The organism is Streptomyces sp. Xyl84 (assembly GCF_059731885.1).
Genome location: NZ_AP029182.1, coordinates 415915 through 438438 on the forward strand (window position 1 = coordinate 415915; position 22524 = coordinate 438438).

Consider the following 22524-nt stretch of genomic DNA (forward strand, 5'->3'; position numbering starts at 1 on the left):
GGCCGCCCCGCCGAAACGACGGGGCGGCCCGGCCCGTGCGGACACCGCGCGCGGGTCACAGGGCGCCGCGGCTCCTGCGGCGCCAGGTGAGGTACGTGCCCGTGGCACCGGCCGCCAGCAGCGCGCCCGCGCCGACGGCCACCGCGAGCACCGTGGAGGAGGGGCCGGTGTCGCTGGTCGCGGCCGCGCTCTCGAAGGCCGGGCCGGGCGTGATGGACGTTTTCACGGGCGCCACGGAGCGGATCGGTCCCACCGACCTGACCGAGCCGTCGCGGTTCAGCAGCACCTGCTTGCGGTTGGGGTGACGGAAGTCGAACATGCCGGTCAGCGGGCCCGCGGTCGCGTCGAAGGAGTGGTCACCGATGCGCCCGGTGTGCCAGTTGTCCTCGATGAAGCGGATGATCGACGCCTGGTCGGTCTGGGTGTGGTCGACGTTGTTGACCTTGCTGTACGGGGAGATGACCAGCAGCGGCTGGCGCGTGCCGGGGCCGCACCGGTCCTGGTAGCCGCCGGCCGCCTTGGGGCCGGCCTGGCAGGCGGGGCTGTCGGTGGCCTTGCCGTTGGAGCCGACCGAGGTGTCCGTCGAGCCGTTGCGCACCTGGGCGTAGGCGTGGTCGTACCAGCCGTCGGAGTCGTCGTAGGCGATGACGATCGCGGTGGACTTCCACTGCGGCGAACGCTGGATCGCGTTGATCTGGTCGACCAGGAAGTGCTGTTCGTCGATCGGGTCCGAGTACCCGGCGTGGCCGTCCTGGTAGGAGGGGGCCTTGACGAAGCTGACGGCCGGGAGCCTGCCCGCCTTCAGCGCGGCGGAGAGGTCGGTCAGGTCGTAGTTGTGGTTGGCGCGCCCGTCGTGGCCGATCTCGGCGACGTCCCTGGGCGGCAGGTGGTGCGGGTTGGCCGTCGACTTGTAGTACGCGAACGGGTTGTGGTGCGGGCTGTAGTCGACGACCTGGGCGCCGCCGACGTTGGCGTGCGCCGTCTCGCACCTGGCGTACTCGCCCTGCTCGCCGCTCCACGCGGTGGAGGGCCGGAAGCCGCCCTGGAACCAGCCCCAGCTGACGTGCTTGCGGTTGAGGAGGTCGCCGATGTTGCGGCCCTTCATCACCGCGAGCGCGTTGCGGCTGGTGTGGTTCTTGCCGGCGCAGTCGTCGAAGGCGGGGTCCGGGTCGTTGATCATCGTGCCGACGCCGTTCGCGTCGGGCGACTTGACGGTGTACGGGTCGGGCGTGGACGTCTGCTTCGGGTTCTCCGTGCCGGAGGCCGGGTCGACGGAGATGATGCCGTGCGTCTGGCCGGAGGCCAGGTTGATGGCGCCGGGTGTGGAGGGGCCGTAGTTCGAGCCGAAGGAGCGGTCGCTCAGGGCGTAGTGCTGGGCGTAGTTCCACATGGCGGTGACGGTGTTGCCGTCGTAGTAGTCCATGACCAGGCCCGGCTCGCCGAACAGGCCGCCGCTGCACTTGCCGACCTCGGTGTTCTGCACGAACTGGTCGGCCCTGCCGCCGTTGTAGGCGTACTGCTCGGGCCCGTAGGAGTGGTTCTGGTCGCAGGTCACGGCCTGCTGCGGGGTGAGCCTCTTGGGGGCGTACTGGTTGGGGTTGTTCTCCAGCAGCCCGGCGTGCGCCAGGGTGTCGATGTCCTTCGGTGTCTTCTTCGACGCGGTGAACTTCGTGCCGTCGGTGTTGGCGGCCTTCGGATAGGTGGCGAAGTAGTGGTCGAAGGAGATGTTCTCGTCGAAGAGGACGACGACGTGCTCGATGGGGGTCGCGGTCACGCCGTGCCCGTCGTGTCCGGCGGGCACGGCGGCCCAGCCGGGGGCGGCCGCGCCCAGGACGGTGAGCGCCGCGGCGCCGGCCAGCGCCCCCAGCCTCCGCGTCGTTGCTCGTCTTCCCCTGCTGGCCATGTGGGTCCACCTTCCGGGCAGGATCGTGCTGCGGTCTACGGGCCGGGACGCGCCGCCGGCCCGGCGGAGGGGCCATGATGACGCCCGGATGAACACCGGGTCAGGCAATCCGAGTCAATTCTTGACCGTGTATTGACCGAATGGGGGAGCAAATCACGCCTAATCGATCAGGGATCAGCTCAGGAGTGCGCGTCCGTACCAGTCCTCCGCATCGCGGACGCCAGGCAGGGCGAAGAAGTACCCGCCGCCGAACGGCTTGATGTAGTCGGTGAGCGGCTCGCCCTCCAGGCGCTTCTGCACGGTCTCGAACTGGCGGGCGAGGTCCTGCTGGTAGCAGCAGAAGAGCAGGCCCATGTCGAGGTTGCCGTTGGTGTCCATGCCGCGGTCGTAGTTGTAGGCGCGGCGCAGGATGCGCTGGTCGTCGGTGGCGGCCGTGCGCGGGTTGGCGCGGCGGATGTGGGCGTCCAGCGGGATGACGTCGCCCTTGGGGTCGTCTGCGTAGTGCGGTGTGTCGTGCTCGAAGTCGCCGTCCAGCGGCGCGCCGGACTCCCGGGCCCGGCCGAACATGCGCTCCTGCTCGGTGAGGGAGACCCGGTCCCAGAACTCCACCAGCATCCGGATCAGCCGGACCACCTGGTAACTGCCTCCGGTCGCCCAGGCCGGTTCACCGCCGCCCCTGCCGACCCACACCAGGCGGTCCATCTCCCGGGCGTCACCCGCGTCCGGGTTGGCCGTGCCGTCCTTGAAGCCCATCAGGTTGCGCGGGGTGCCGGCGGGGCGGGGCGGTGAGGAGAAGCCGTCCAGCCGCCAGCGCACCTGGAGGCCGCCGCGGGTGTGCCGGGCGATGTCCCGCAGCGCGTGCAGGACGGTGTCCGGGTCGTCGGCGTGCAGGTGCAGGCTGAGGTCGCCGTGGCACCAGTCGGGTCTGAGGTCGTCGTCGGGGAAGGACGGCATGGCCGTGAGCCGGCGGGGGCGCAGGGCGCTCAGGCCGAAACGGTCGTCGAAGAGCGCGGCACCGACGCCGACGGTCACGCCCAGCGCGCCGGAGGGCAGCCGGCCGCCCAGGATCCCGGAGTCGGCGGGCGGCCCGGTGATGCCGGCCGGTTCGGGCGTACCGCCACAGGCCAGGAAGCGGGCGCGGTCGGTCAGGGTGTGCAGGAGGTCGGTCAGCTCCCCGCGGCCGTCGGCGGTGACGTCGAAGGCCACGAAGACGGTGGTGCGGCGGGGGGCGGCGAGCACCGACTGCTGGTGCGGGCCGTGGAAGGGGACGGCGGCGGGCAGCGCGGGCCCGGCCGGCCCCGCGGCGAGGTCCGCGCCGGTGCCGGACGCCGCCGCGCCCCCGGAGGCGAGTCCGGCGCCGGCCAGCGCCGCTCCCCGCAGGAACCGGCGCCGGGCCACGCCGCCCCGGGGGGCGGCCGGCCCGTCCGCCGCCGCAGGCTCGCCCGGCGCCGCGGGGCGGCGGCCGTCCGCCTCGGGAGCCGGTGCGGCCCTCCCGTCCCTGTCCCGCTCGCCCCGGCCCCGACTCTCGGACACCCGTGCCTCCTCGCTCCGGTCCCGTCCCCGCACCTGCTCCGCCCGCTCCCGTGACACCTGCTCGGGTCCCGTGTGTCCGGCCGGGCTCACGACGTCCTCCGGGGGTCGCAGAGCGTGGCCACGGAGGCCAGCCGCTCCACCAGGTCGCCCAGCACGGCGTCGGTCCGCTCCCGCTGCGTGCGGCTCAGCCGGTCCAGAGGCGTCCACCGCTCCCCGTGCCGCGCGCCGTCGAGCAGGATCCGGGCGCGTTCCGTCATACGGTCCAGCTCCGGCAGACCGGCGTAGCGGGTGGCGAGCAGCGGGCGCAGCCGGGACAGGACCGCGCGGGTGCCGTCGAGGTTGGCGCGGGCGGTGGCGAGGCTGGTGCCGCTGCCGTAGTCGGTGCGGCCGGTCAGCTCGAACTGGACGGTGTTCTCCAGGATCTCGTGCGCCCGCAGGCCGAGCTGGGCGGGGTCCATGCGGGCCTGGGACCAGGTGTCGCGCAGCGCGGTGAGCGCCCGTACCAGGGCGGCCGCCGGGGCCCGCAGGGTCCGCGCGCTCTCGCCGTGCCACAGCCCGTACTCGATCCGGTGGAAGCCGGTGAAGGACGGGTCGTGGACGCCGCCGGGCAGTCCGGCGTCGGTGCCGTTGATCCGGGCGTCGGCGTCGCCGAAGGCGTCGTAGGCCGCTCCGAGCCGCTCGTACTGCAGGTGCGCGGGCAGCCAGGCCGTACGGGCCCGGCCGAGGTCGCCGCCGTCGACCGCGTCCCGCAGGCGGCCGGTCAGCCGCACCGCTTCGTCCAGGCCGCCCGCCACCCACTTCTGGTAGTCGATCGCCGGGGGGATCAGGTCGTGCTGGGTGACCGCCGCCGCGGCCGGGCCGCGGGCCCCGCGGCCGACCCGGACCGTCGGTCCGGTCACCGCGTCGGCGTCCTCGGGCACGCACCGGAACGCGTACGCGCCCTTGCCTACGCGGACGGTCAGGGGCCGGGTGGTGCCCGGGCCGATGCCCTCGACCTCCCCGTACACGGCGTGGCTGCCCGGGTCCTCCAGGTAGACCTCGACGGCCCGGTCGGAGACGTTGTGGAGGTCGAAGACGCGCAGGCCGGGCGCCGGCTCGTCCCAGCCCCGTCCGCAACGGCCGGTCGACACCTCGACGGCGGTGTGCGGCACCGCTCCGGCCGCGGTGCCCGTGCGGCCGGAGGTCCGCGTGAACGCCAGCACCCCGGCGGCCCCGAGCACCAGCGCCAGCAGCACCACCCCGAGCGCGGCCACCGGCCTGAGCCGTCGTACGCCCGAGCCGGGCACCCGCATTCCGGTCCTCCCCAGGTCGAACCCCGCGTGATCGCGTCCGGGACCGCAGCATGCCGGACGACGGCCACCACCCTGGCAGACGGCCGGGAAAACCGGTACCCGCGGGTTTCCCGAGGTGCGCGGGCGTGTCGCCGCGGTGCAGTGTGGAGGCGTGAGTGCCGGGCAAGGAGGCGTCAGCGGTCGCGGGCAGCCGCGGCAGTCGGGTCATGTGCTGCTGTTCGTCGCGGCCGTGCTCGTCGTCCTCATCACCGTGTCCGACATCGTGACCCCCACCGACATCCACCTCGGGCCGCTCCTGGTGATCGCTCCCGCGATCACCGCGTGGGCCGAGGGCCCGTGGACGACGGGGTGCGTGGGGGCGCTGTCGGTGGCGGCGCAGGCGTTCATCGGCTGGCACTCCCACGCGCTCCTGTCGCGGAACGTGATCGTGCAGGTGATCTCGCTGGCGGTGCTGTCCGCGCTGATCGTGGCGCTGTCCGTGGTCCGCGACCGGCGCCGCCGCGAACTGGCGCAGGTCCGGTCGGTCGCCGAGGCCGCGCAGCGCGTCCTGCTGTGGCCGCTCCCGGACCGGCTGGGGTCCTTGGAACTGGCCTGCCTGTACCTGGCCGCGGAGGACGAGGCGTCGATCGGGGGCGATCTGTACGCCGCCGCCCGGACCGGGCGGGGCGCCCGGCTGCTCATCGGTGACGTGCGCGGCAAGGGCCTGCCCGCGGTCGGCGAGGCGGCCCTGGTGCTCGGAGCGTTCCGCGAGGCCGCCCACCACCACACCGCCCTGCCGTCGCTCGCCGCGTCCCTGGAGCGCAGCGTCATCCGGTATCTCGCCGACTTCGAACCGGAGGAGGAGTCCGGGGAACGCTTCGTGACCGCGCTGCTGCTGGAGGTCCCCGACGACGAACCGGTCGTGCGGATGACCAGTTGCGGCCATGTGGCGCCGCTGCTGCTCGCGCGGGACGAGGGACGCGTCGGCGTCGCGGACCTGAATCCCGCTCCCCCGCTCGGGATCGGGCTGACCGACGCCGACGGCTCCACCGTCGACGAGCTGCCCTTCGCTCCCGGCGACACCCTGCTGCTGTACACCGACGGCGTCATCGAGGCGCGTGACCGCCACGACGTCTTCTACCCGCTGGCGGAACGCACCTCGCGGTGGGCCGGCTGCGCCCCCGACCTGCTGCTCGACCACGTCCGGCGCGATCTGCTCGCGCACACCGGCGGGCGCCTCGGTGACGACGTCGCCCTGGTGGCGGTCCGCCGGCTGCCGCCCGCGCCCGCCGGCTCCCGCGTCGCCCGCGCCCTGCGCGGCGCCCGCCCGGACGGCGCACCCGCCGTACGGGCCCGAGCCCGGCGGAACGGAGCGGCCGCACCCGCCGTACGGGCCTGAGCCGGCGCCCCCGAGGGCCAGCGGGCGCTGTCACGGGCCGGAGCGGACGTCCGCCCGAGCCGGCTCGGGCGTCTTCCCTGGCCGGAACAGGCAGCCGTGACGCACCGGAGCCGGGCGGAGGGGAAAGGACCGGACGCGGTGGTCCCGCCGGGCGGTCTCCTGGTCCGGCAGAACCGCCCGCCGGTGCGGGCGATCGAACCGGGCCTTTCCAATATGATCACCAAAGCTCGTATAGTGACCGACAGTTGACCGCACGTGTCACCTGCCACCCGCCAGGCCCTGCCCAAGGACCCGACCGAGGGCCGCTCTCGACCGAGCGGCGGCCGCCCGAGGACCCGATTGATGACCGCGCCCACGCCTCACGGCGAGCGACCCACCGTCCGCAAGCTCCTCCCCCTCCCCGCTCTCACCGCCGTCGTGTCCGTCGCCGCGGTCGCGGGATCGGTCTCGGCGGCGCCCGCCTCGGTACGCACCCCGCTCGCCTGGGGGGCGGGCGCGGCGGCCGTCGTCCTGGTGGTCACCGTGTTCCTGGCCGTGCGCGCGGCGCAGACCGCGCGGATCGCCCGGCGCCGGCTGCACACGGCGGCCCAGGACGTCGAGCGCCTGGCCCAGGAGCGCTACCGGGTGGTGGAGGAGGCGCAGCGGGAACGGCAGCACCTGGTCGACGAACTGGCCCGCCAGCGTGCCGAGTTCGCGCAGTCCTTCGCGCAGGAGAGGGCCCGGCTCGAAGACGCCGCCGCCCGGGAGGCGGACCGCCTCCAGCAGGAGAACGCGCGGCTGAGCGGCGAGCTGGAGCGGGCCGGCCGGGCCCGGGACGCGGCGATCTCCGCGACCTCCAACGCGGCCGGCCGCATGCAGGCGCTGACCACCGCCATGCTCGCCGACCTGCGGGCCATGGAGGAGCGCCACTCGGACGAGGAGGTCCTCGCCGACCTGCTGCACCTGGATCACCGTACGGCGCAGGCCGGCCGTCTCGCCGACTCGGTCGCCGTGCTCACCGGTGCCCGTTCGGGGCGGCGCTGGGCGCGGCCCATCGCGATGGAGTCGATCCTGCGCGGCGCGCTGGGCCGCATCAGCGCCTACCGCCGGGTGCGGGTCCACGCGACGAGCGAGACCGCGGTCGCGGGACACGCCGCCGAGGGTGTGATGCACGCGCTCGCCGAACTCCTCGACAACGCCGCCAACTTCTCCCCGCCGACGTCCGAGGTGCACGTGTACGTCGAGGAGGTGCCCGCCGGGGTCATCCTGTCCGTGGAGGACAGCGGGCTGGTGATGGGCGAGATCCAGCTGCGCCGTGCCGAGCAGGCCGTCTCGGGCGACGTCTCGGAGCTGGGCGGCCTCTCCGGCACCCGGCTCGGGCTCGCCGTCGTGGGCCGTCTGGCCCGCAAGTACGGCCTCAAGGTGTCCTTCCGGCCGTCCGCGCGGGGCGGCACGGGGGTGCTGATGCTCGTCCCCCAGGACATTCTCACCAGCCCCGTCGCCTCCTCCGCACGGCCCGCGGGTCCCCCGGCGCAGGACCCCCGCGAGGACACCCGGGACAGCGCCCGGGACGCCGTCCAGGACGGCCCGCGGGCGCTGCCCGCCGGAACCCGGGCCGCCGCGCCCGCCGCCGGTTCCGGCGGCCCCGCGCCCGTGCACGAGAGCGTTCCCGACGGCACGGACGGCGAGACGGCCGAGCGGCCCGTCGCGGGGCTGCCCAAGCGGCGCAGGGGCCGCACCCTGGCCGAGGCCGAGCGGGCCCGGTCGGCGTCCCACACCCCCGTCCCACGGCCCGCGCCCGCCGCCGAGGACGCCAAGGCCCGCGTCGCCCGCTTCAGCAGCTTCCGGCAGGCCGTGCGCCCGAACACCGGCGCGGCCGCCGCGACGCCGCCCGACCCGACCACCGGGCCGTCGTCCGCCCAGGGCGACGCCGCCGCCCCGGCCGCACCGGCCGGCTCCCCGTCCCACCTCACCGCGCACCCGGAAGGCGACCCCACTTCATGACCGGCCAGACCACCGCCGACGACCAGCTCACCTGGCTCCTGGAGGGCCTGTTGGAGCGGACCCCGGGCGCGCGGCACGCGCTCGTGCTGTCCCGCGACGGGCTGAAGCTGTGCCGCACCCCCGAGCTGACGGTCGACCAGGCCGACCAGCTCGCGGCGATCGCCGCCGGCATCCAGTCGCTCTCCCACGGCGCGTCCGCCGAGTTCGGTGACGGCAGCGGGGGCGTGCGCTCGGCGATGACCGAGTTCTACGGCGGTGTGCTGTTCATCGTGGAGGCCGGTGAGGGCGCTCATCTGGCGGTCGTCACCACCGAGGACGCCGACGCCGGACTCGTCGGGCACAACATGAGCGAGCTGGTGGAGCAGCTCGGCGAGTACCTGACCGCCCAGCCCCGCACGTCATGAGCAGGCCCGGCAGGGACGACGCCCCGGACCGCCTGTACACCATCACCGGCGGGCGCACCAGCTCCGGCCCCGACAACCCCTTCGACCTGGTCACGCTGGTCGTGGCGGAGTCGCAGCCGGCGCCGGGGATGCAGTCGGAGCACGCCGCGATCCTGCGGCTGGCCGAGTCCCCCACGGCCGTGGTGGAGATCGCCGCCGAACTGCGGCTGCCCGTGAGCATCACCAAGGTGCTGCTGTGCGACCTGCTGGCCGCGGGCCGCGTCAGTGCCCGCCATCCGCGCAAGGCCGCCGTTTACGACCCCGACATCCTGGAGCAGGTGCTCGTTGGACTCCGCAACCTCTGACGCCCGGACCCCGTTGGGTGCCTCCGCCGACAACGGTCTGAAGATCGTGGTCGTGGGCGGTTTCGGCGTCGGCAAGACCACCCTGGTCCGCTCGGTCAGCGAGATACGTCCCCTCAACACCGAGGAGACCATGACGCAGGCGGGCGAGGCGATCGACGACGTCAGCGGGGTGCGCGGCAAGACCGCCACGACCGTCGCCTTCGACTTCGGCCGCATCACACTGGACGCGCACAACGTGCTGTACCTGTTCGGCGCCCCCGGCCAGGAGCGGTTCTGGTTCCTGTGGGACCGGCTGTTCTCCGGGACGCTGGGGGCGGTGGTGCTCGTCGACACCCGCCGGATCGGGGACTCCTGGTACGCGATCGACCGGCTGGAGCACCACGGCACCCCCTTCATCGTGGCCTGCAACGACTTCGGCGGACCTGCCCACCCGCACGCCGAGATCCGCGACGCGCTCGACCTGGATCCGCAGGTGCCGCTGGTGGACTGCGACGCCCGCTCCCGGGAGTCCGGCAAGCAGGTGCTGATCACCCTCGTGCAGCACCTCAAGGACCACTACGCCGGACAGGCCGCCGGGCCGGCGGCCCTGCCCCGACAGGAGTTCGTGTGACGACCCCCGACGCCGTCCCGCTCAGCGGCCCCCGGTTCCAGACCGAACCCGCCGTCCTGTACCGGGAGATGCGGCGCGACCACGGCGCCGTGACACCGGTGCTGCTCGACGGGGACGTCCCTGCCTGGCTGGTGCTGGGCTACCGCGAACTGCACCAGGTGACCGGTGACCCGGTGCTGTTCAGCCGGGACTCCGACCTGTGGAACCAGTGGGAGAACATCCCCGCGGACTGGCCGCTGCTGCCGATGATCGGCCGCAGGCAGCCCTCGATCCTCTACACGGTCGGTGAGCGCCACCGCGAGCGCGCCGCGATGATCAGCAACGCGCTGGAGGCCGTCGAGCCGTCCGAACTGCGCCGCCACTGCGAGCGGTTCGCCGACGAGCTGATCGACGCGGTGTGCGCCGAGGGCGCCGCCGACCTGATCGCCGACTACGCGATGCTGCTGCCCGTCCGGGTCCTGGCGCGCCTGTACGGGTTCTCCGACGAGGAGGGCCCGGCCCTGGTCACCGCGCTCAACGACATGATCGACGGCCGGGAGCGGGCGATCGCGGGCCAGACGCACCTGGCCCGTTCCATGGCCGCCCTGCTCGCCGAGCGGCGGGAGCGGCCCGCCGACGACGTGGCCTCGCGGATGCTCGCCGACACCGGCGGGTTCAGCGAGGAGGAGGTCGCGCAGGACCTGATGGTGATGATGGCGGCCGGTCACCAGCCGACCGCCGACTGGATCGGCAACTCCCTGCGTCTGATGCTGACCGACGAGCGGTTCGCCGCCTCCCTGTTCGGCGGACGCAACAGCGTCGCCGAGGCGATGAACGAGGTGCTGTGGGAGGACACGCCCACGCAGAACGTGGCCGGGCGCTGGGCCACCCGCGACACCCAGCTCGGCGGGCGCCGGGTCCGCGCCGGCGACCTGCTGCTGCTCGGCCTGCAGGGCGCCAACTCCGATCCCCAGGTGCGCACCCACGGTTCGGCGCTCACCGGCGGCAACAACGCCCACTTCTCCTTCGGCCACGGCGAGCACCGCTGCCCGTTCCCCGCGCAGGAGGTCGCCGAGGTGATCGCGCGGACGGGCATCGAGGTGGTGCTGGACCGGCTGCCGGACATCGACCTGACGGTGCCCGCCGCAACCCTCACCCGTCGTCCCTCGCCCTGGCTGCGGGGGCTGACCGAGTTGCCCGTGCGGTTCACTCCGACCCCTGCTCTGGGAGGCACGTGACGATGACGACCGGCACCGAAGAAACGACAGGCACCGACAGCACGCGCATCGCCCTCGACCCCTTCGTCAGCGATCTGGACGGGGAGAGCGCCCGGCTGCGCGCCGCGGGTCCGCTGGCCGCCGTCGAACTGCCCGGTGGTGTCCCGGTGTGGGCCGTCACCCGCCACGCCGAGGCCAGGGCCCTGCTCACCGACCCGCGTCTGGTGAAGGACATCGAGGTGTGGGGGGCCTGGCGGCGTGGGGAGATCCCCGCCGACTGGCCGCTGATCGGCCTGGCCAACCCGGGCCGTTCGATGCTCACCGTGGACGGCGCCGAGCACCGCCGGCTGCGCACGCTGGTGGCGCAGGCGCTCACCCCGCGCCGGGTGGAGCGGATGCGCGAGCGCATCGAGAAGCTCACGCAGGACCTGCTCGACGAACTGCCCGCGGACGGCGGGACGGTCGACCTGAAGGCCGCCTTCGCCTACCCGCTGCCGATGTACGTCGTCGCCGACCTGATGGGCATCGAGACGGCCCTGCTGCCCCGGCTGAAGGTGCTCTTCGAGAAGTTCTTCTCCACGCAGACCCCGCCCGGCGAGGTCGTCGCCACGCTGGCCGAACTGGCGCGCCTGATGGTCGAGACGGTGGCCGCCAAGCGTGCGGCGCCGGGCGACGACCTCACCAGCGCCCTGATCCTGGCGTCCGAGGACGGCGACCGCCTCACCGACGAGGAGATCGTCTCCACCCTCCAGCTGATGGTGGCGGCCGGTCACGAGACGACCATCTCGCTCATCGTCAACGCGGTGGTCAACCTCTCCACGCATCCCGGGCAGCGCGCGCTCGTGCTGTCCGGCCGGGCCGGCTGGTCGGCGGTGATCGAGGAGACCCTGCGCTACTCGACGCCCACCTCGCACGTGCTGATCCGGTTCGCGACCGAGGACGTGCCGGTCGGCGACAAGGTGATCCCCGCCGGGGACGCGCTGATCGTCTCCTACGGCGCGATAGGCCGCGACGAGCAGGCGCACGGGCCGGGCGCCGGCGACTTCGACATCACCCGCGAGTCCGGGGCGCGCCACATCTCCTTCGGCCACGGCCCGCACGTCTGCCCGGGCGCGGCGCTCTCCCGTCTGGAGGCCGGTGTCGCGCTGCCCGCGCTGTACGCCCGTTTCCCGCGCCTGGAGCTGGCGGTGCCGGCGTCCGAGCTGCGCAACAAGCCGGTGGTGACCCAGAACGACCTGTTCGAGCTGCCGGTCCGGCTGGGCTCGTAGGGTGGTGGCGTCCCGCCGGCCCCGGCGGGGCGCCCGTCACCGCACCACCCGGAGAAACACCCGATGACCCATGTCGCGGACCCTGAGCGCTACAACGGCACGATGCGTTACCGGCGCACCGGACGCTCGGGGCTCGACCTGCCCGTCCTGTCCCTCGGCTACTGGCACAACTTCGGCGACGACCGGCCGTTCGAGACGCAGCGCGAGATCGCCCTGCGCGCCTTCGACCTCGGCATCACCCACCACGACCTGGCGAACAACTACGGGCCGCCCTACGGTTCGGCCGAGACCAACTTCGGCCGCCTGATGCGGCAGGACCTCGCGCCCTACCGGGACGAGCTGGTGGTCTCCACCAAGGCCGGCTGGGACATGTGGCCGGGCCCCTACGGGCAGGGCGGCGGCTCCCGCAAGTACCTGCTCGCCTCGCTGGACCAGTCGCTGAGGCGGACGGGCCTGGAGTACGTCGACATCTTCTACTCCCACCGGCTGGACGCGAGCACGCCGCTGGAGGAGACGATGGGCGCCCTGGACACCGCCGTCCGCCAGGGCAAGGCCCTGTACGTGGGCATCTCCTCCTACGACGCCGAGCGCACCCGGCAGGCCGCCGCGATCCTGCGCGAGCTGGGCACCCCGCTCCTCATCCACCAGCCGTCGTACAGCATGGTGAACCGCTGGATCGAGACGGAGGGCCTGCTGGACGCCGCCCGGGAGGAGGGCTTCGGGGTCATCGGCTTCACCGCCCTGGCCCAGGGGCTGCTGACCGGCCGCTACCTCGACGGCGTCCCCGAGGACTCGCGGGCCGCGCGGGGCACGTCCTTCGACACGGCATGGCTGTCGGACGACATGCTGCGCCGGCTGCGCGCCCTGAACGGCCTCGCGGCGCGCCGCGGGCAGAGCCTCGCCCAGATGGCGCTCGCCTGGGCGCTGCGCGACGAGCGCGTCACCTCCCTGGTCATCGGCGCCTCGCGGGTCGACCAGCTGGAGCAGAACGTGGCCGCGCTGGAGAACATGGACTTCAGCGACGAGGAGCTGGCGGAGATCGACGAGTACGCCACCGACGGCGGCGTGGACCTGTGGCGCGAGGCCCGCACCGGCACGCTCGCCTGAAGCACGGCGAAGGCCCCCGTCCCACACGGCGGATTCCAGGGGCCTTCGCCCTGGAGCGTTGGGCAGGCCTTGCACCTGCATCTCCCCGCGGGAAGCGGGGTGTCTTTCCTTGGACCACCAACGCACGGCCGGGGGCCGGGAGTTGCGCGCTCCGGCGGCCTGCTCGTCTCCACGGTAGCCGAGGTCCGCCGGCGCCGCCTCACGGGGCGCGTCCCGGTTCACCCGAACGCGCGGACGCCGCCGGCCGGCGCCCCGTTGCCGACCGCGGCCGGGGCCGCGCGCCGTCCAGGGCGAGGGCGACCAGCCGGCCCACGTACGCGGCGTCCAGCGGGGCGCCGCTGAGCAGCACGCGGGTGAACAGCGGCCCGCTGACGGCCTCGACGAGCAGGCCCGGGTCGGTGCCGGCGGCCAGCTCTCCCCGCTCGACGCCGCGCCGGACCATGACGGCGGCGCGTTCCAGGCGTTCGCTCCAGTAGGGGCCGCGGCGGTCGTCGAGCGTGTCGTCGTGCTCGACGCTCAGCCGCAGCAGGGCCTGTCCCTGCGCGGTGGACAGCAGCCCGGCCAGTGCGGTGAAGAAGCCCTCCATGTCCGCGCGCACCCCGCCGGTGTCGGGGATCGGCAGCGCGCTGTCCAGTTCGGTGGTGAGGGCGTCCAGGATCAGGTTCTCGCGGGTCTTCCAGCGCCGGTAGACCGATGTCTCGTGCACCCCTGCCGCGCGGGCGACGGCGGCGACGGTCGCGCCCGCCAGTCCGTGGCGCGACAGCAGGTCCACGGCGGCGGCGAGCACGGCCTGCCGCATGGGTTCGCCGCGGCGCCGCAGGGGCTCGGCGGCGGGTCCTTCCGGGGACGCGTGCGAGGTCATGCCCCCATGCTACGTCCAACGCAGGTCGTCTTGCGTTGACCGGGACGGCGCCGTACGGTGCAAAGCAAGGTGACCTGCGATAGGAGTGCCGGTCGCCCCTACCGAGGAGGTCACCGCCCATGGACCGGATGCTCGCCGCCCGCCTGCACGTGCCGAGCCGCACCCTGCGGCTCGAGGAGGTGCCCCGCCCCCAGCCCGGTCCGGGCGAGGTGCTGGTGAAGGTGGAGGCGGCCGGGGTGTGCCTGTCCGACGTGCACCTGATCGACGGCACGCTCAGCCCGCTGCTCCTGCGGGGCGACACCGTGACCCTGGGCCACGAGGTGGCGGGCACGATCGCAGACACCGGAGCGGGGGTGACCCGGTGGACGGCCGGCGAGCGGGTCGTGCTGTACGCCGGGGAGACGCGCGACGGCGTCACCTACACCCGGGGAGTGGACTACGACGGCGGCTGGGCCGAGTACGCACTGTCCTCGGCCGACGCGCTGACGCCGCTGCCCGGCACCATCCCCTTCGAGCAGGGTGCGATCATCCCCGACGCCGTGTCCACGCCGTGGGGGGCGATCACCGCCACCGGTGCGGTACGCCCGGCCGAGGCGGTCGGCGTGTGGGGCGTGGGCGGTCTCGGGGTGCACGCGGTGCAGCTGCTGCGCGCCGTGGGCGCGTACCCGGTCGTCGCGGTCGACCCCAACCCCGTCGCCAGGGAGCGCGCCCTGGCCGCCGGGGCCGACCTCGCGCTGGACGCGGCCGACCCCGAACTGCGCACCCGGATCCGCACGGCCACCGGCGGGGCGGGCGTCGCGGCGGCCTTCGACTTCGCCGGTGTGCCCGCCGTGCGCGAGCAGGCCCTGTCCGTACTGGCGCCCCAGGGACGGCTCGTCCTGGTCGGCCTGACCGACAAGCCGCTCAGCGTCGGTGACGGCATCCGCTTCAGCTACCTGCAGCAGCGGATCCTCGGCCACTACGGGTCCGACATGCCGGTCGCCCTTCCGCAGCTGCTGCGCCTGGTCGAGGGCGGCCGGCTGGACTTCTCCGCGTCCGTCAGCGGCGTGCTCCCGCTGGCCGAGGCCGCGCGCGCGGTCGAGATGCTGGAGAAGAAGGAGGGCAACCCGGTGCGTCTCATCCTGCGCCCCTGACGGTCCGTCCGGCGGGGCCGCCCGGCCTGCCGAGCGCGGGCGGCAGTACCGGCGTCAGGTCGTGGGCGGCGGCCGGGACCGCCGGCGCGGGTCCCTGGGGAGCGGGCGCGGCCCCCGCGTCACCCGCCCCGGCGGCACTCCCCCCGCCCGCCTGGGACGGCAGGACCGGCCCGAGCAGCAGGCCGCCCCCCAGTGCCAGTACGGCCACCACCTGCCGCCCGCCGATACGCCCGACATGACCGGACAAACGCCACCTCCCGCTGTCGGCCGGGCCGTTGCGCCCGGCACAGGGAGGCTGGCAGACGCGGTGATCGCCGCGCCGGCGTGTCCCGCCCGGCTCCCACGGAAGAGGGACGCCCCGGCACGAGGGTGACGGACCGGCGGACCGGCGGACCGGCGCCGCGGCCGTCCGGGGCCACCTCCGGCCGCGGTGCCCCGGCGGCGGGCCGCCTCGGCACACCCGGCCGCACCGCCCCCAGGGCGTCCGCACCCACCGGTGCAGCCGCTCCGCGTGTCCGCCACCCGCGGGTCACCGGCCCGCGCCGAACCCCCGCTTGGTGTAGGCGCACTCGGTGTAGATGTACCCGGACCGCAGCTCGGCCTTGTCCGAGCCGGGGGACGAAGCGCTGCTGCCCCGCGGCTTGTGCAGGAAGTACGTCGTCCCCGGGGGCAGCGAGACGGTGCGCTGCGGGTAGTCCTTGCCGCTGTCGCTGCACGGGTGGAACCCGCCGAGGGGCAGGGTGGCGCCGAAGCTGTAGGCGGAGCAGCTGCCGCAGCCCTTGATCGTGACGCTGCCGGTGACCGGACCCGTGTACAGGACCTCGATGTCGTCCGGGCTGTCGTTCTTGATCGTCACCTGGATGCTGCCGCCGGAGTCCGTCGTCGGCAGGTGCTTCCCGGCGGCGGGGACCGTCTGCGCGATCTCCGCCGCTATGGCGATCTTCCGCGCCCTCCCCCGGTTCCGGTCGTGGGGGTGGTCCCGGACGAAGTCGTTCATGCTGGTGCGGGCCGCGGCGAAGTCGCCGTCCCGGTACTGCTGCACGCCGCAGGCGTAGACGCCCGAGTCGGCGCCGCGGCCGGCCCGCTCGGCGTCGGAGACCAGGGCGTCGGCGACGGCCGGCGCGGTGGCCGCGATCCCGCGGATCTGCGTGCCGAGGCCGCGCAGACGGCGCACCGCGGTACAGGGTTCGTCGCCGTGGACGTCCCTGGCCGCGCTGTCCACGGCGGACCTGACGGCCGGCTCGGCTCTGGCGGCCTGCCCGGAACCGGGGAAGACGGTGAGCAGTTCACCGAAGTGCCCGGTCCAGCCGTCCTGGCCGCCCGTCAGCTCGTTGGAGCCGCAGGCGTACAGCGCGTCGGCCAGCCGTGCGTCCGGCCAGGTGGCGAGGGCGCCCAGGGTCTGCTTCGGCATGCGGTCGGGGACCGTCCGCAGGTACTTCAGCGGTTCGACGGCCTCGCAGTACTTGCGCTGCTCGTAGGCCGCGCCGACCGTGCGGTAGTAGGCCGCCATCCGGTCCGGCAGGCGACGGGCCGCGCGGGAACCGGGGTGGTCGCGGCCGAGGCCGGCGTAGACGCCCAGCGCCTCACGGAAACCGGGCTGCGCGGTGTCGAACGGCTGGTCCGCGCGGGCCCGGACGAGGTCGTCGGCCCGCTGGAGGCGGTCCAGGAGCATCTGCTCGGTGGCCTCGTCGCGTGCCCTGTCGTAGAGCACTCCGCCTCCGGCCGGCACGGCCAGCAGCACCAGGCCCAGTACCGCCGCCAGGGGCGGCCGGCCCGGCCAGGACAGCCGCGTGCGCAGTCCCGCGGCCGCGCCGTGCGCGGCCGCGATCCCGAGGAGCACGGCGTAGCCGACGAGCACGGCGGACGGCACCCCGTCGGGGTCGGCCGGGAGCGCAACCGCCAGCAGGACGGCGCTCGCGGCCCAGCACACCACCGCCGGCGCCCAGCGGCGCAGCAGCACTTAGCCCAGGCCGAGGCCGGTGAGGTTGAGCAGTGCCACCGCCAGCGCGCGCACGGCGTCCGGCTCGGCGGGCGGTACGGCCGGTGGTCCCGGCGGCATCGGTGGTACCACGAACGCGTCGGCCGCGCCCGGAACGTCCCCGGACATGTCGGCTCCCCCCGTCACTCTCGTCCCGCATGTCGGCGGAGTGAAAGTGTACGGCCAACTCACAGGGCGCGGACAGGGAGTTAGGCCGCCGGCGGCCCGGCCGGGAGGGCCCAGGACGGCCGGTCAGGGTGCCGCCACCAGAGGGGGTTCGCCCCGGTCCGCGGTCCGCCCCTGCCGCAGCGAGCGCACCCCCGCGGCGCCGATGCGTTCGGCGAGCACCGACTCGACGACGTCGATGGTGGCCTGGGCCCGTTCGTGCACGCGCTGTCCCTCGGCCGTCCTGCGGATCAGCCGGCGGCGCGCGGACCGCGGGTCGGGGACCTGTTCGAGCAGTCCCATGCCGATGAGCCCGTGCGCCGCCTGCTGCGCCGTCTGCCGGGTCACGCCCATGCGGCGGGCGAGTCCGGACACCGTGGTGCCCTCGGTGTCGGGCATCGCGAAGACGGACGCCTGGGCCGTCGTGACCGGCTGCTCCCCCGCAGGAGAAGCTGCTCACCTCCGGCGACTTCGGTTTCGTCCCCAAGAACTGCCCGCACGCCCCGACGCCGGTGCGGGCGTCCCGGCCGACGCCGGTGACGGGGGTGGTGCCGGTGACTGGGCAGGAATCGGGTGAGCGGGACGGCGCAGGTGGCCGGTCCGGGCTGTTCACAGGGCCGCCAGGAGGACCTGTCCCAGCAGCATGCCGAGCAGTCCGCACAGGGCGGCCGGGGGCGGCGCCGGGCGTGGTCGGGCAGGAAGGTCACGTCGTACTGCCGGGGCAGGTGGCGAACTTCTCCGGCGCGGGGACGAACGGCCGGGCGGGGGGCGTGAGTCCGTCGGTCGGCGTGCCCAGTTTCTCGAAGAACCGCTCGAAGGTCCCGCCGGGCCCGGCGGCGACGCCGGCGAGCTGGGTGTGGTGCCGCTCCATGCGGCAGGGCGGCCGAGCTCGGCCAGCCATGTCAGGCTACCTGACATGGCTGGCGGCGCCGCCCCTTGCGCCGGCCCTCTTCACGACTCCCCCTCTCATGAGCCGTGCGCATGATTTCCTGAATCTTCAGGCATTGGACGCATGTGTCCCGCGTGATCGACCCTGGGGGGACAAGACATCTGCCCCCTCCCCCGCAAGGAGTCGATCGGTCCATGAAGGCGTCGCGCCGCGTCCCGCTCACCCCGCTGCCCGTCGCGGCGGCTGCGCGGGGTGCCGTCGCGCTCGCCCTGCCGTTGCTCGTCGGGGTGGCCGCCGGGCACGTGGTTCCCGCGGTGCTCGCGGGCATCGGTGCGCTGTGGGGAGTGAGCCAGGACGGCGAGGACCCCTACCGGCTGCGGGTCCGGCGGCTGGCCTGCACGGGCGCGGCCGCCGCCCTCGGCCTGCTCGCCGGTGAACTCGCGCTGCGCAGCGGCCGGCCGGGCGCCGTCACCGTCTGCCTGGTCGCCGTCGCCCTGCTCGCGGGCTCCGTCAGCCTCCGCGGGCCGCTCGCCTCCGTGGCCGGGCTGCACCTCCTGCTCGGCGCGACCGTGGGCGGCGGCATCCCGGTGCCCGGCCCGTGGTGGCAGGCCCCGCTCGCCCTGCTCGCCGGGGTCGGCCTCGTGGTCGTCCTGTCCACGGCACCCTGGCTGTGGCGGCGGCACGCCATCGAGCGGGCGGCCGTCCGCGCCGTGTACCGGGCCGCCGCCGACGCACTGGCGGCCGCGGGCTCCCCCGGGGCCGAGGCCGCGCGCAGGCGGCTGACCTCGGCCCTCGACGACGCCCACCGGGTGATGGACCGCCACCTGACCGGCCGCGTCCGTCCCGGTACGGAGCTGAGCGCGCTGCGCACCGCCTTCGACACGGCGGTGCGGCTCGGCGAGGTGACCTCGGCCCTGGTCTGGGAGGGGCGCCCGCTGCCGCACTGGGCCGTACAGGTACCGCAGGCGACTGCCGCCCGGCTGCTGCCGCCCGCGGGGAGGACGGCGCCCCGCGAACCGGGCTCGGCCCCCGCACCCGCCCCGCGTCCCGACCCGGCCCCGGCCCAGGTCGCCGCCCAGGCGTGCGGGCCGGACGGCGGGCCGGACTCGCCGGGCCTGCGGGCGCTCGCCGGCCTGTGCGCGCAGACCGCGCCGCCGGCCCGTGCGGAGGGGACGGCGGCACGGCTCCCGGCGCAGCCCTGGCACGGCCGGGCGGCCCAGGTGCGCTACGCCGTGCTGCTCACCGGCTGCGTGCTCGTCGCCCAGCTGTGCGCGGTGCTGCTGCACGGTCCGCGCGGGTACTGGCTGCCGATGACGGTGGCCTTCGTGTACAAGCCCGACTTCGGCCCCGTCCTGCGCCGGGCGCTGCACCGCTGCGCGGGAACGGTCGCCGGGGTGGCCGCCATCGGCGCGGTGACGCTGCTGACGACCGACACCCACGTCCTCATCGGCGCCGTGGCCGCCTTCGGCGCGCTCATGGCCGTCGGAGTACGCCACCACTACGCGCTCGCCACGACCGCTCTGACGGCCGTCGTCTTCGTCCTGGTCGACCTGCTCGGCGACCACCGGGCGCTGTACTCGGCCCGCATCCTCGACACCGCCCTGGCCGCGGCCGTCGTCCTCGTCGCCCACTTCGCGCTGTGGCCGCACTCCGCGCGGGGCCGTGCCCTCGCCCGGACCGAGGCCGCCCTGGCCGCCGCCCGCCGGTACGCGGATCTGGCACCCGGCGCCGCACCTGCCCAGCGGCACGCGCTGCGCCGCGGCGCCTACCACCGGCTCGCCGAGGCCCGGCGGGCGCTCGCCCACGCCCGGTTCGAGCCGGGACGGCCCGGCCGCGGGCCGGCCGCCCTGGCCGACCTCCCCGGCCTGGAGGACGCCGTGACCGAGGCGGAGCGGCTCTGCGACGCCGTCAGCGCGCGCAGCCTCGGTTCCGCGACGGCCGCCTCCGCACTCCGTGCTCCTCGCTGCACAGCGGCGGGTGCGATGGGAGGATGAGCACGATGGATCTCCAGGTGCTGCGCGCGTTCCAGGCGGTGGCCGAGGGCCTCACGGTGACGGAGGCCGCCGCCGACGCCCGTGTCACCCAGCCCGCCCTGTCGCGGGCACTGCACCGGCTGGAGGACGAGGTGGGCGCGGAACTGCTCCAGCGGGTCGGCCGGGTACTGCGGCCGACCCCGGCCGGGCGCGTGTTCAAGGAGTACGTCGACACCGCCCTCGACGCCTGCGACCGCGGGCGGCGGGCGGTGGCCGAGGCCGTCGACCCGGAGGCGGGCGTGGTGTCGCTGGCCTTCCTGCACACGCTGGGCACCTGGCTGGTGCCCCGGCTCGTCACCGGGTTCCGCGAGGCGCTCCCGCAGGTCCGTTTCGAACTGCACCAGCACGAGGAGAACGGCCTGGTGCAGCACCTGCTGGCCGGCACCGCGGACCTGGTGATCACCAGCGGGGACCCGGAACACCCGCTGATCGCCTGGCGGCGGCTGCTGGTCGAGCCGCTCTGGCTGGCCGTGCCCACCGGGCACCGCCTCGCCCGGCGCGGCCGGGTCCGCCTTGCCGAGGTCGCCGAGGAGCCCTTCATCCTGCTCAAACCGGGCTACGGACTGCGCAGCGTCACCGAGTCCCTGTGCCGTCAGGCGGGTTTCGTCCCGCGGGTCGGCTTCGAGGGCGAGGAGGTGCACACCCTGCGCGGGCTGGTCGCGGCCGGCCTCGGCGTGTCCCTGATCCCGTCGTCGCCGGACGCGGCGGCGACACCGGACTTCCCCATCCGGTACCTGGAGATCACCGATGTGCACGGCGCCCGTGACATCGGCATCGCCCGGCTCACCGGCCGCACCCTGCCGCCGGTGTCGCGGCGCTTCCTCGACCACGCGCTGCGCTCGACGGCCGCCGCGGACGGCACGGAAAAGTGAGGGGCGTCCCGTGGCCCGGCGCCGGTCGCCCCACCCGGCCGGCCGTTCCGCCCGGGCGGCCGCCGTCCGTACCCGGGTCCGCGCGGCGGCCGCCGTCCGTGCCCGGGTCGGTCCCGCGGCCGCCGTCCCTGCCCCCGCCCGTGCCGCGGACATGCCCTTGCCCGGAGCAATGGGCCGCACGGGGCGGGGCCGCCCAGCACGCTGGTGGTCCGGTCGAGCCCGTCGGGAGTTCTCGTGAACAGGCCGCCTGAGTCATGGCGCGTGGACCGCCGCCCGCGGGCGGCCCGCACGTTCGTGCGTGCCTGCGTGCGCGCGGCCGGTCCTTGCGCGCGCCGCCGCCCGGCGGCCGGGCTGTGCGGGAGCGAACGGTGAGACGGCTTCTCCGCGGCGGGCACGGCGCCTCCCGCTCGGCGCGCGCGGAGGCCGAGCGGCCCCGCCTGCCCGCGCCGCCGCCCTGGCTGCGCTGGCTGCCGGTCGGGTACCTCGCGGTCGTCCTGGCCATCGAACCGGTCACCCCGGTGGACTGGCCGGTGAGCTTCCTGCTCATCGCGCTGCCGCTCGTCGCGGCCTACGCCTACGGACCCTGGGCGGTGGCCGTCGTCACCGTCTTCGCCATCGTGTTCGAAGGCGTGCTGGCGGGCACCCCGTGCTGCGCCGGCCGGTCCGTGGGCTACCTGTGGGACCGCCACTACGTCGCCAACTACGTCTGCACCTCCCTGGTCGGTGTGCTGGGGACGATCCTCGCGGTGCACCGCACCCGCCGTGAACGCACGCTGGCCACGGTGCGTACGGTGGCGGAGACCGCGCAGCGGGTGTTACTGCGCCCGGTCCCCCGCCGGCTCGGCCAGGTCGCCGTGGAGACCCTCTACCTGTCCGCGGCGGCGGAGGCGCGCATCGGCGGCGACCTGTACGAGGTGGTGCCGACGGCGTTCGGGGTCCGGCTGCTGGTGGGCGACGTCCGCGGCAAGGGGCTGGTGGCCGTGGAGACGGCGGCCACCATGCTGGGCGCCTTCCGTGAGGCCGCCCACGACGAGCCGGACCTGACCGGCGTCGCCCGCCGCATGGAGCGGAGCATGAGCCGCCACGCGGCGCAGTTGCCCGGCGGTGAGGCGGCGGAACGCTTCGTCACCGCGGTGTTCGCGGAGATCCCCGACCACGAGCCGGTCATCCGCATCGTCAACTGCGGTCACCCGCCCCCGCTGATCATCAAGGAGGGCGGGGTGGCCGAACTGCACGCGACCGACCCGTCCCCGCCCATCAACCTGGGGGTGCTGATCGGCGACGGCTACCACCAGGACGTGGAGCCGTTCCGGCCCGGCGACCAGTTGCTGCTCTACACCGACGGCGTCACCGAGACCCGCGATCCCGGCGGGGCCTTCTACCCGCTCGCCGAGCGGGTCGGTCCCTGGGTCGGCCTCGCGCCCCGCGAACTCCTCGACCGCCTGCACGAGGACCTGCTCGCCTACAGCGGAGGAAACCTCGACGACGACATCGCCGCGCTCGCCGCGTACCGCCTGCCCGGCGACTCCCGTTCCTGAACCGCCCGGCCCGCCGGGCCGGGCCGCGGGCGCCTG

Annotated in this window: 20 protein-coding genes; 12 read left to right on the forward strand and 8 right to left on the reverse strand. The window is 74.8% G+C overall.

The annotated features are described in order from the left end of the window. Window positions 1–55 precede the first annotated feature (55 nt). The 3 genes from AC6I72_RS01780 to AC6I72_RS01790 all read right to left on the reverse strand — a co-directional run bounded on the left by AC6I72_RS01780 (window position 56) and on the right by AC6I72_RS01790 (window position 4728). Entirely contained in the window at window positions 56–1903 is a 1848-nt protein-coding gene (locus AC6I72_RS01780) for a phospholipase C (protein ID WP_497998902.1), read from the reverse strand. Window positions 1904–2077: 174 nt separating this feature from the next. After that, window positions 2078–3301: an iron uptake transporter deferrochelatase/peroxidase subunit gene (efeB, locus tag AC6I72_RS01785; RefSeq protein WP_498004559.1), complete on the reverse strand. Its 1224-nt coding sequence runs from the start codon at window positions 3299–3301 to the stop codon at window positions 2078–2080. 221 nt (window positions 3302–3522) lie between these two features. Then, a complete protein-coding gene (locus tag AC6I72_RS01790) occupies window positions 3523–4728 on the reverse strand; it encodes an EfeM/EfeO family lipoprotein (RefSeq protein WP_497998904.1) in 1206 nt (401 codons plus the stop codon). Between the two features lie 151 nt (window positions 4729–4879). Here AC6I72_RS01790 and AC6I72_RS01795 point away from each other — a divergent pair, with 151 nt between their 5' ends. The 8 genes from AC6I72_RS01795 to mgrA all read left to right on the forward strand — a co-directional run bounded on the left by AC6I72_RS01795 (window position 4880) and on the right by mgrA (window position 13018). Then, window positions 4880–6106 carry a PP2C family protein-serine/threonine phosphatase gene (locus AC6I72_RS01795; RefSeq protein ID WP_497998905.1) on the forward strand — a complete coding sequence of 409 codons (1227 nt, stop codon included), beginning with the start codon at window positions 4880–4882 and terminating at the stop codon, window positions 6104–6106. Between the two features lie 342 nt (window positions 6107–6448). After that, window positions 6449–8089 (forward strand): sensor histidine kinase, encoded by a 1641-nt coding sequence (locus AC6I72_RS01800; protein WP_497998906.1) that lies wholly within the window; start codon window positions 6449–6451, stop codon window positions 8087–8089. Continuing rightward, window positions 8086–8493 (forward strand): roadblock/LC7 domain-containing protein, encoded by a 408-nt coding sequence (locus AC6I72_RS01805; protein WP_037855134.1) that lies wholly within the window; start codon window positions 8086–8088, stop codon window positions 8491–8493. Before AC6I72_RS01800 ends, AC6I72_RS01805 begins: the two co-directional genes overlap by 4 nt. Beyond that, the gene (locus AC6I72_RS01810) at window positions 8490–8837 is read left to right on the forward strand and encodes a DUF742 domain-containing protein (protein ID WP_037855135.1); all 348 of its coding nucleotides are present in this window, start codon (window positions 8490–8492) and stop codon (window positions 8835–8837) included. The genes AC6I72_RS01805 and AC6I72_RS01810 overlap by 4 nt, the downstream gene beginning before the upstream one ends. Further along, window positions 8818–9447, forward strand: coding sequence for a GTP-binding protein (locus AC6I72_RS01815; protein ID WP_497998908.1), 630 nt, complete (start codon window positions 8818–8820; stop codon window positions 9445–9447). The genes AC6I72_RS01810 and AC6I72_RS01815 overlap by 20 nt, the downstream gene beginning before the upstream one ends. Beyond that, window positions 9444–10664, forward strand: a complete 1221-nt coding sequence (locus AC6I72_RS01820; protein ID WP_497998910.1) for a cytochrome P450 — start codon at window positions 9444–9446, stop codon at window positions 10662–10664. Before AC6I72_RS01815 ends, AC6I72_RS01820 begins: the two co-directional genes overlap by 4 nt. Window positions 10665–10666: 2 nt before the next feature. Further along, window positions 10667–11911, forward strand: a complete 1245-nt coding sequence (locus AC6I72_RS01825) for a cytochrome P450 family protein (RefSeq protein ID WP_498004560.1) — start codon at window positions 10667–10669, stop codon at window positions 11909–11911. A 63-nt stretch (window positions 11912–11974) separates the two neighbouring features. Beyond that, the gene (gene mgrA / locus AC6I72_RS01830; protein ID WP_497998912.1) at window positions 11975–13018 is read left to right on the forward strand and encodes an L-glyceraldehyde 3-phosphate reductase; all 1044 of its coding nucleotides are present in this window, start codon (window positions 11975–11977) and stop codon (window positions 13016–13018) included. Window positions 13019–13217: 199 nt separating this feature from the next. Here mgrA and AC6I72_RS01835 read toward each other — a convergent pair whose 3' ends face one another. Then, entirely contained in the window at window positions 13218–13817 is a 600-nt protein-coding gene (locus tag AC6I72_RS01835) for a TetR-like C-terminal domain-containing protein (RefSeq protein WP_498004561.1), read from the reverse strand. Between the two features lie 182 nt (window positions 13818–13999). Between AC6I72_RS01835 and AC6I72_RS01840 the strand changes: the two genes are divergently transcribed. Continuing rightward, window positions 14000–15013, forward strand: a complete 1014-nt coding sequence (locus AC6I72_RS01840; RefSeq protein WP_497998913.1) for a zinc-binding dehydrogenase — start codon at window positions 14000–14002, stop codon at window positions 15011–15013. 529 nt (window positions 15014–15542) lie between these two features. On the opposite strand, the gene AC6I72_RS01845 is transcribed toward AC6I72_RS01840, so the two are convergent. The 4 genes from AC6I72_RS01845 to AC6I72_RS01860 form a co-directional block, all read right to left on the reverse strand. After that, window positions 15543–16973 carry a hypothetical protein gene (locus AC6I72_RS01845; protein ID WP_497998915.1) on the reverse strand — a complete coding sequence of 477 codons (1431 nt, stop codon included), beginning with the start codon at window positions 16971–16973 and terminating at the stop codon, window positions 15543–15545. After that, window positions 16974–17120, reverse strand: a complete 147-nt coding sequence (locus tag AC6I72_RS01850) for a hypothetical protein (RefSeq protein WP_497998916.1) — start codon at window positions 17118–17120, stop codon at window positions 16974–16976. 123 nt (window positions 17121–17243) lie between these two features. After that, window positions 17244–17555, reverse strand: a complete 312-nt coding sequence (locus AC6I72_RS01855) for a MarR family transcriptional regulator (RefSeq protein WP_497998917.1) — start codon at window positions 17553–17555, stop codon at window positions 17244–17246. Window positions 17556–17859: 304 nt separating this feature from the next. Then, window positions 17860–18057: a hypothetical protein gene (locus AC6I72_RS01860; RefSeq protein WP_497998918.1), complete on the reverse strand. Its 198-nt coding sequence runs from the start codon at window positions 18055–18057 to the stop codon at window positions 17860–17862. A gap of 182 nt (window positions 18058–18239) precedes the next feature. Here AC6I72_RS01860 and AC6I72_RS01865 point away from each other — a divergent pair, with 182 nt between their 5' ends. The 3 genes from AC6I72_RS01865 to AC6I72_RS01875 all read left to right on the forward strand — a co-directional run bounded on the left by AC6I72_RS01865 (window position 18240) and on the right by AC6I72_RS01875 (window position 22488). Beyond that, window positions 18240–20039 carry an FUSC family protein gene (locus tag AC6I72_RS01865; RefSeq protein ID WP_497998919.1) on the forward strand — a complete coding sequence of 600 codons (1800 nt, stop codon included), beginning with the start codon at window positions 18240–18242 and terminating at the stop codon, window positions 20037–20039. Then, window positions 20036–20950, forward strand: coding sequence for a LysR family transcriptional regulator (locus tag AC6I72_RS01870; RefSeq protein ID WP_497998920.1), 915 nt, complete (start codon window positions 20036–20038; stop codon window positions 20948–20950). The genes AC6I72_RS01865 and AC6I72_RS01870 overlap by 4 nt, the downstream gene beginning before the upstream one ends. 368 nt (window positions 20951–21318) lie before the next feature. After that, the gene (locus tag AC6I72_RS01875; protein WP_497998922.1) at window positions 21319–22488 is read left to right on the forward strand and encodes a PP2C family protein-serine/threonine phosphatase; all 1170 of its coding nucleotides are present in this window, start codon (window positions 21319–21321) and stop codon (window positions 22486–22488) included. The last annotated feature ends 36 nt before the right edge of the window (window positions 22489–22524 follow it).

Bases quoted from the DNA above. Each gene is read 5' to 3' on its own strand.
- AC6I72_RS01790 (WP_497998904.1), bottom strand. From the start codon at position 4,728: ATGCGGGTGCCCGGCTCGGGCGTACGACGGCTCAGGCCGGTGGCCGCG.
- AC6I72_RS01870 (WP_497998920.1), top strand. From the start codon at position 20,036: ATGAGCACGATGGATCTCCAGGTGCTGCGCGCGTTCCAGGCGGTGGCC.
- AC6I72_RS01850 (WP_497998916.1), bottom strand. From the start codon at position 17,120: ATGTCCGGGGACGTTCCGGGCGCGGCCGACGCGTTCGTGGTACCACCG.
- AC6I72_RS01860 (WP_497998918.1), bottom strand. From the start codon at position 18,057: ATGGCTGGCCGAGCTCGGCCGCCCTGCCGCATGGAGCGGCACCACACC.
- AC6I72_RS01865 (WP_497998919.1), top strand. From the start codon at position 18,240: ATGAAGGCGTCGCGCCGCGTCCCGCTCACCCCGCTGCCCGTCGCGGCG.
- AC6I72_RS01825 (WP_498004560.1), top strand. From the start codon at position 10,667: ATGACGACCGGCACCGAAGAAACGACAGGCACCGACAGCACGCGCATC.
- AC6I72_RS01835 (WP_498004561.1), bottom strand. From the start codon at position 13,817: ATGCGGCAGGCCGTGCTCGCCGCCGCCGTGGACCTGCTGTCGCGCCAC.
- AC6I72_RS01800 (WP_497998906.1), top strand. From the start codon at position 6,449: ATGACCGCGCCCACGCCTCACGGCGAGCGACCCACCGTCCGCAAGCTC.
- mgrA (WP_497998912.1), top strand. From the start codon at position 11,975: ATGACCCATGTCGCGGACCCTGAGCGCTACAACGGCACGATGCGTTAC.
- AC6I72_RS01780 (WP_497998902.1), bottom strand. From the start codon at position 1,903: ATGGCCAGCAGGGGAAGACGAGCAACGACGCGGAGGCTGGGGGCGCTG.
- AC6I72_RS01805 (WP_037855134.1), top strand. From the start codon at position 8,086: ATGACCGGCCAGACCACCGCCGACGACCAGCTCACCTGGCTCCTGGAG.
- AC6I72_RS01840 (WP_497998913.1), top strand. From the start codon at position 14,000: ATGGACCGGATGCTCGCCGCCCGCCTGCACGTGCCGAGCCGCACCCTG.
- AC6I72_RS01810 (WP_037855135.1), top strand. From the start codon at position 8,490: ATGAGCAGGCCCGGCAGGGACGACGCCCCGGACCGCCTGTACACCATC.
- AC6I72_RS01855 (WP_497998917.1), bottom strand. From the start codon at position 17,555: ATGCCCGACACCGAGGGCACCACGGTGTCCGGACTCGCCCGCCGCATG.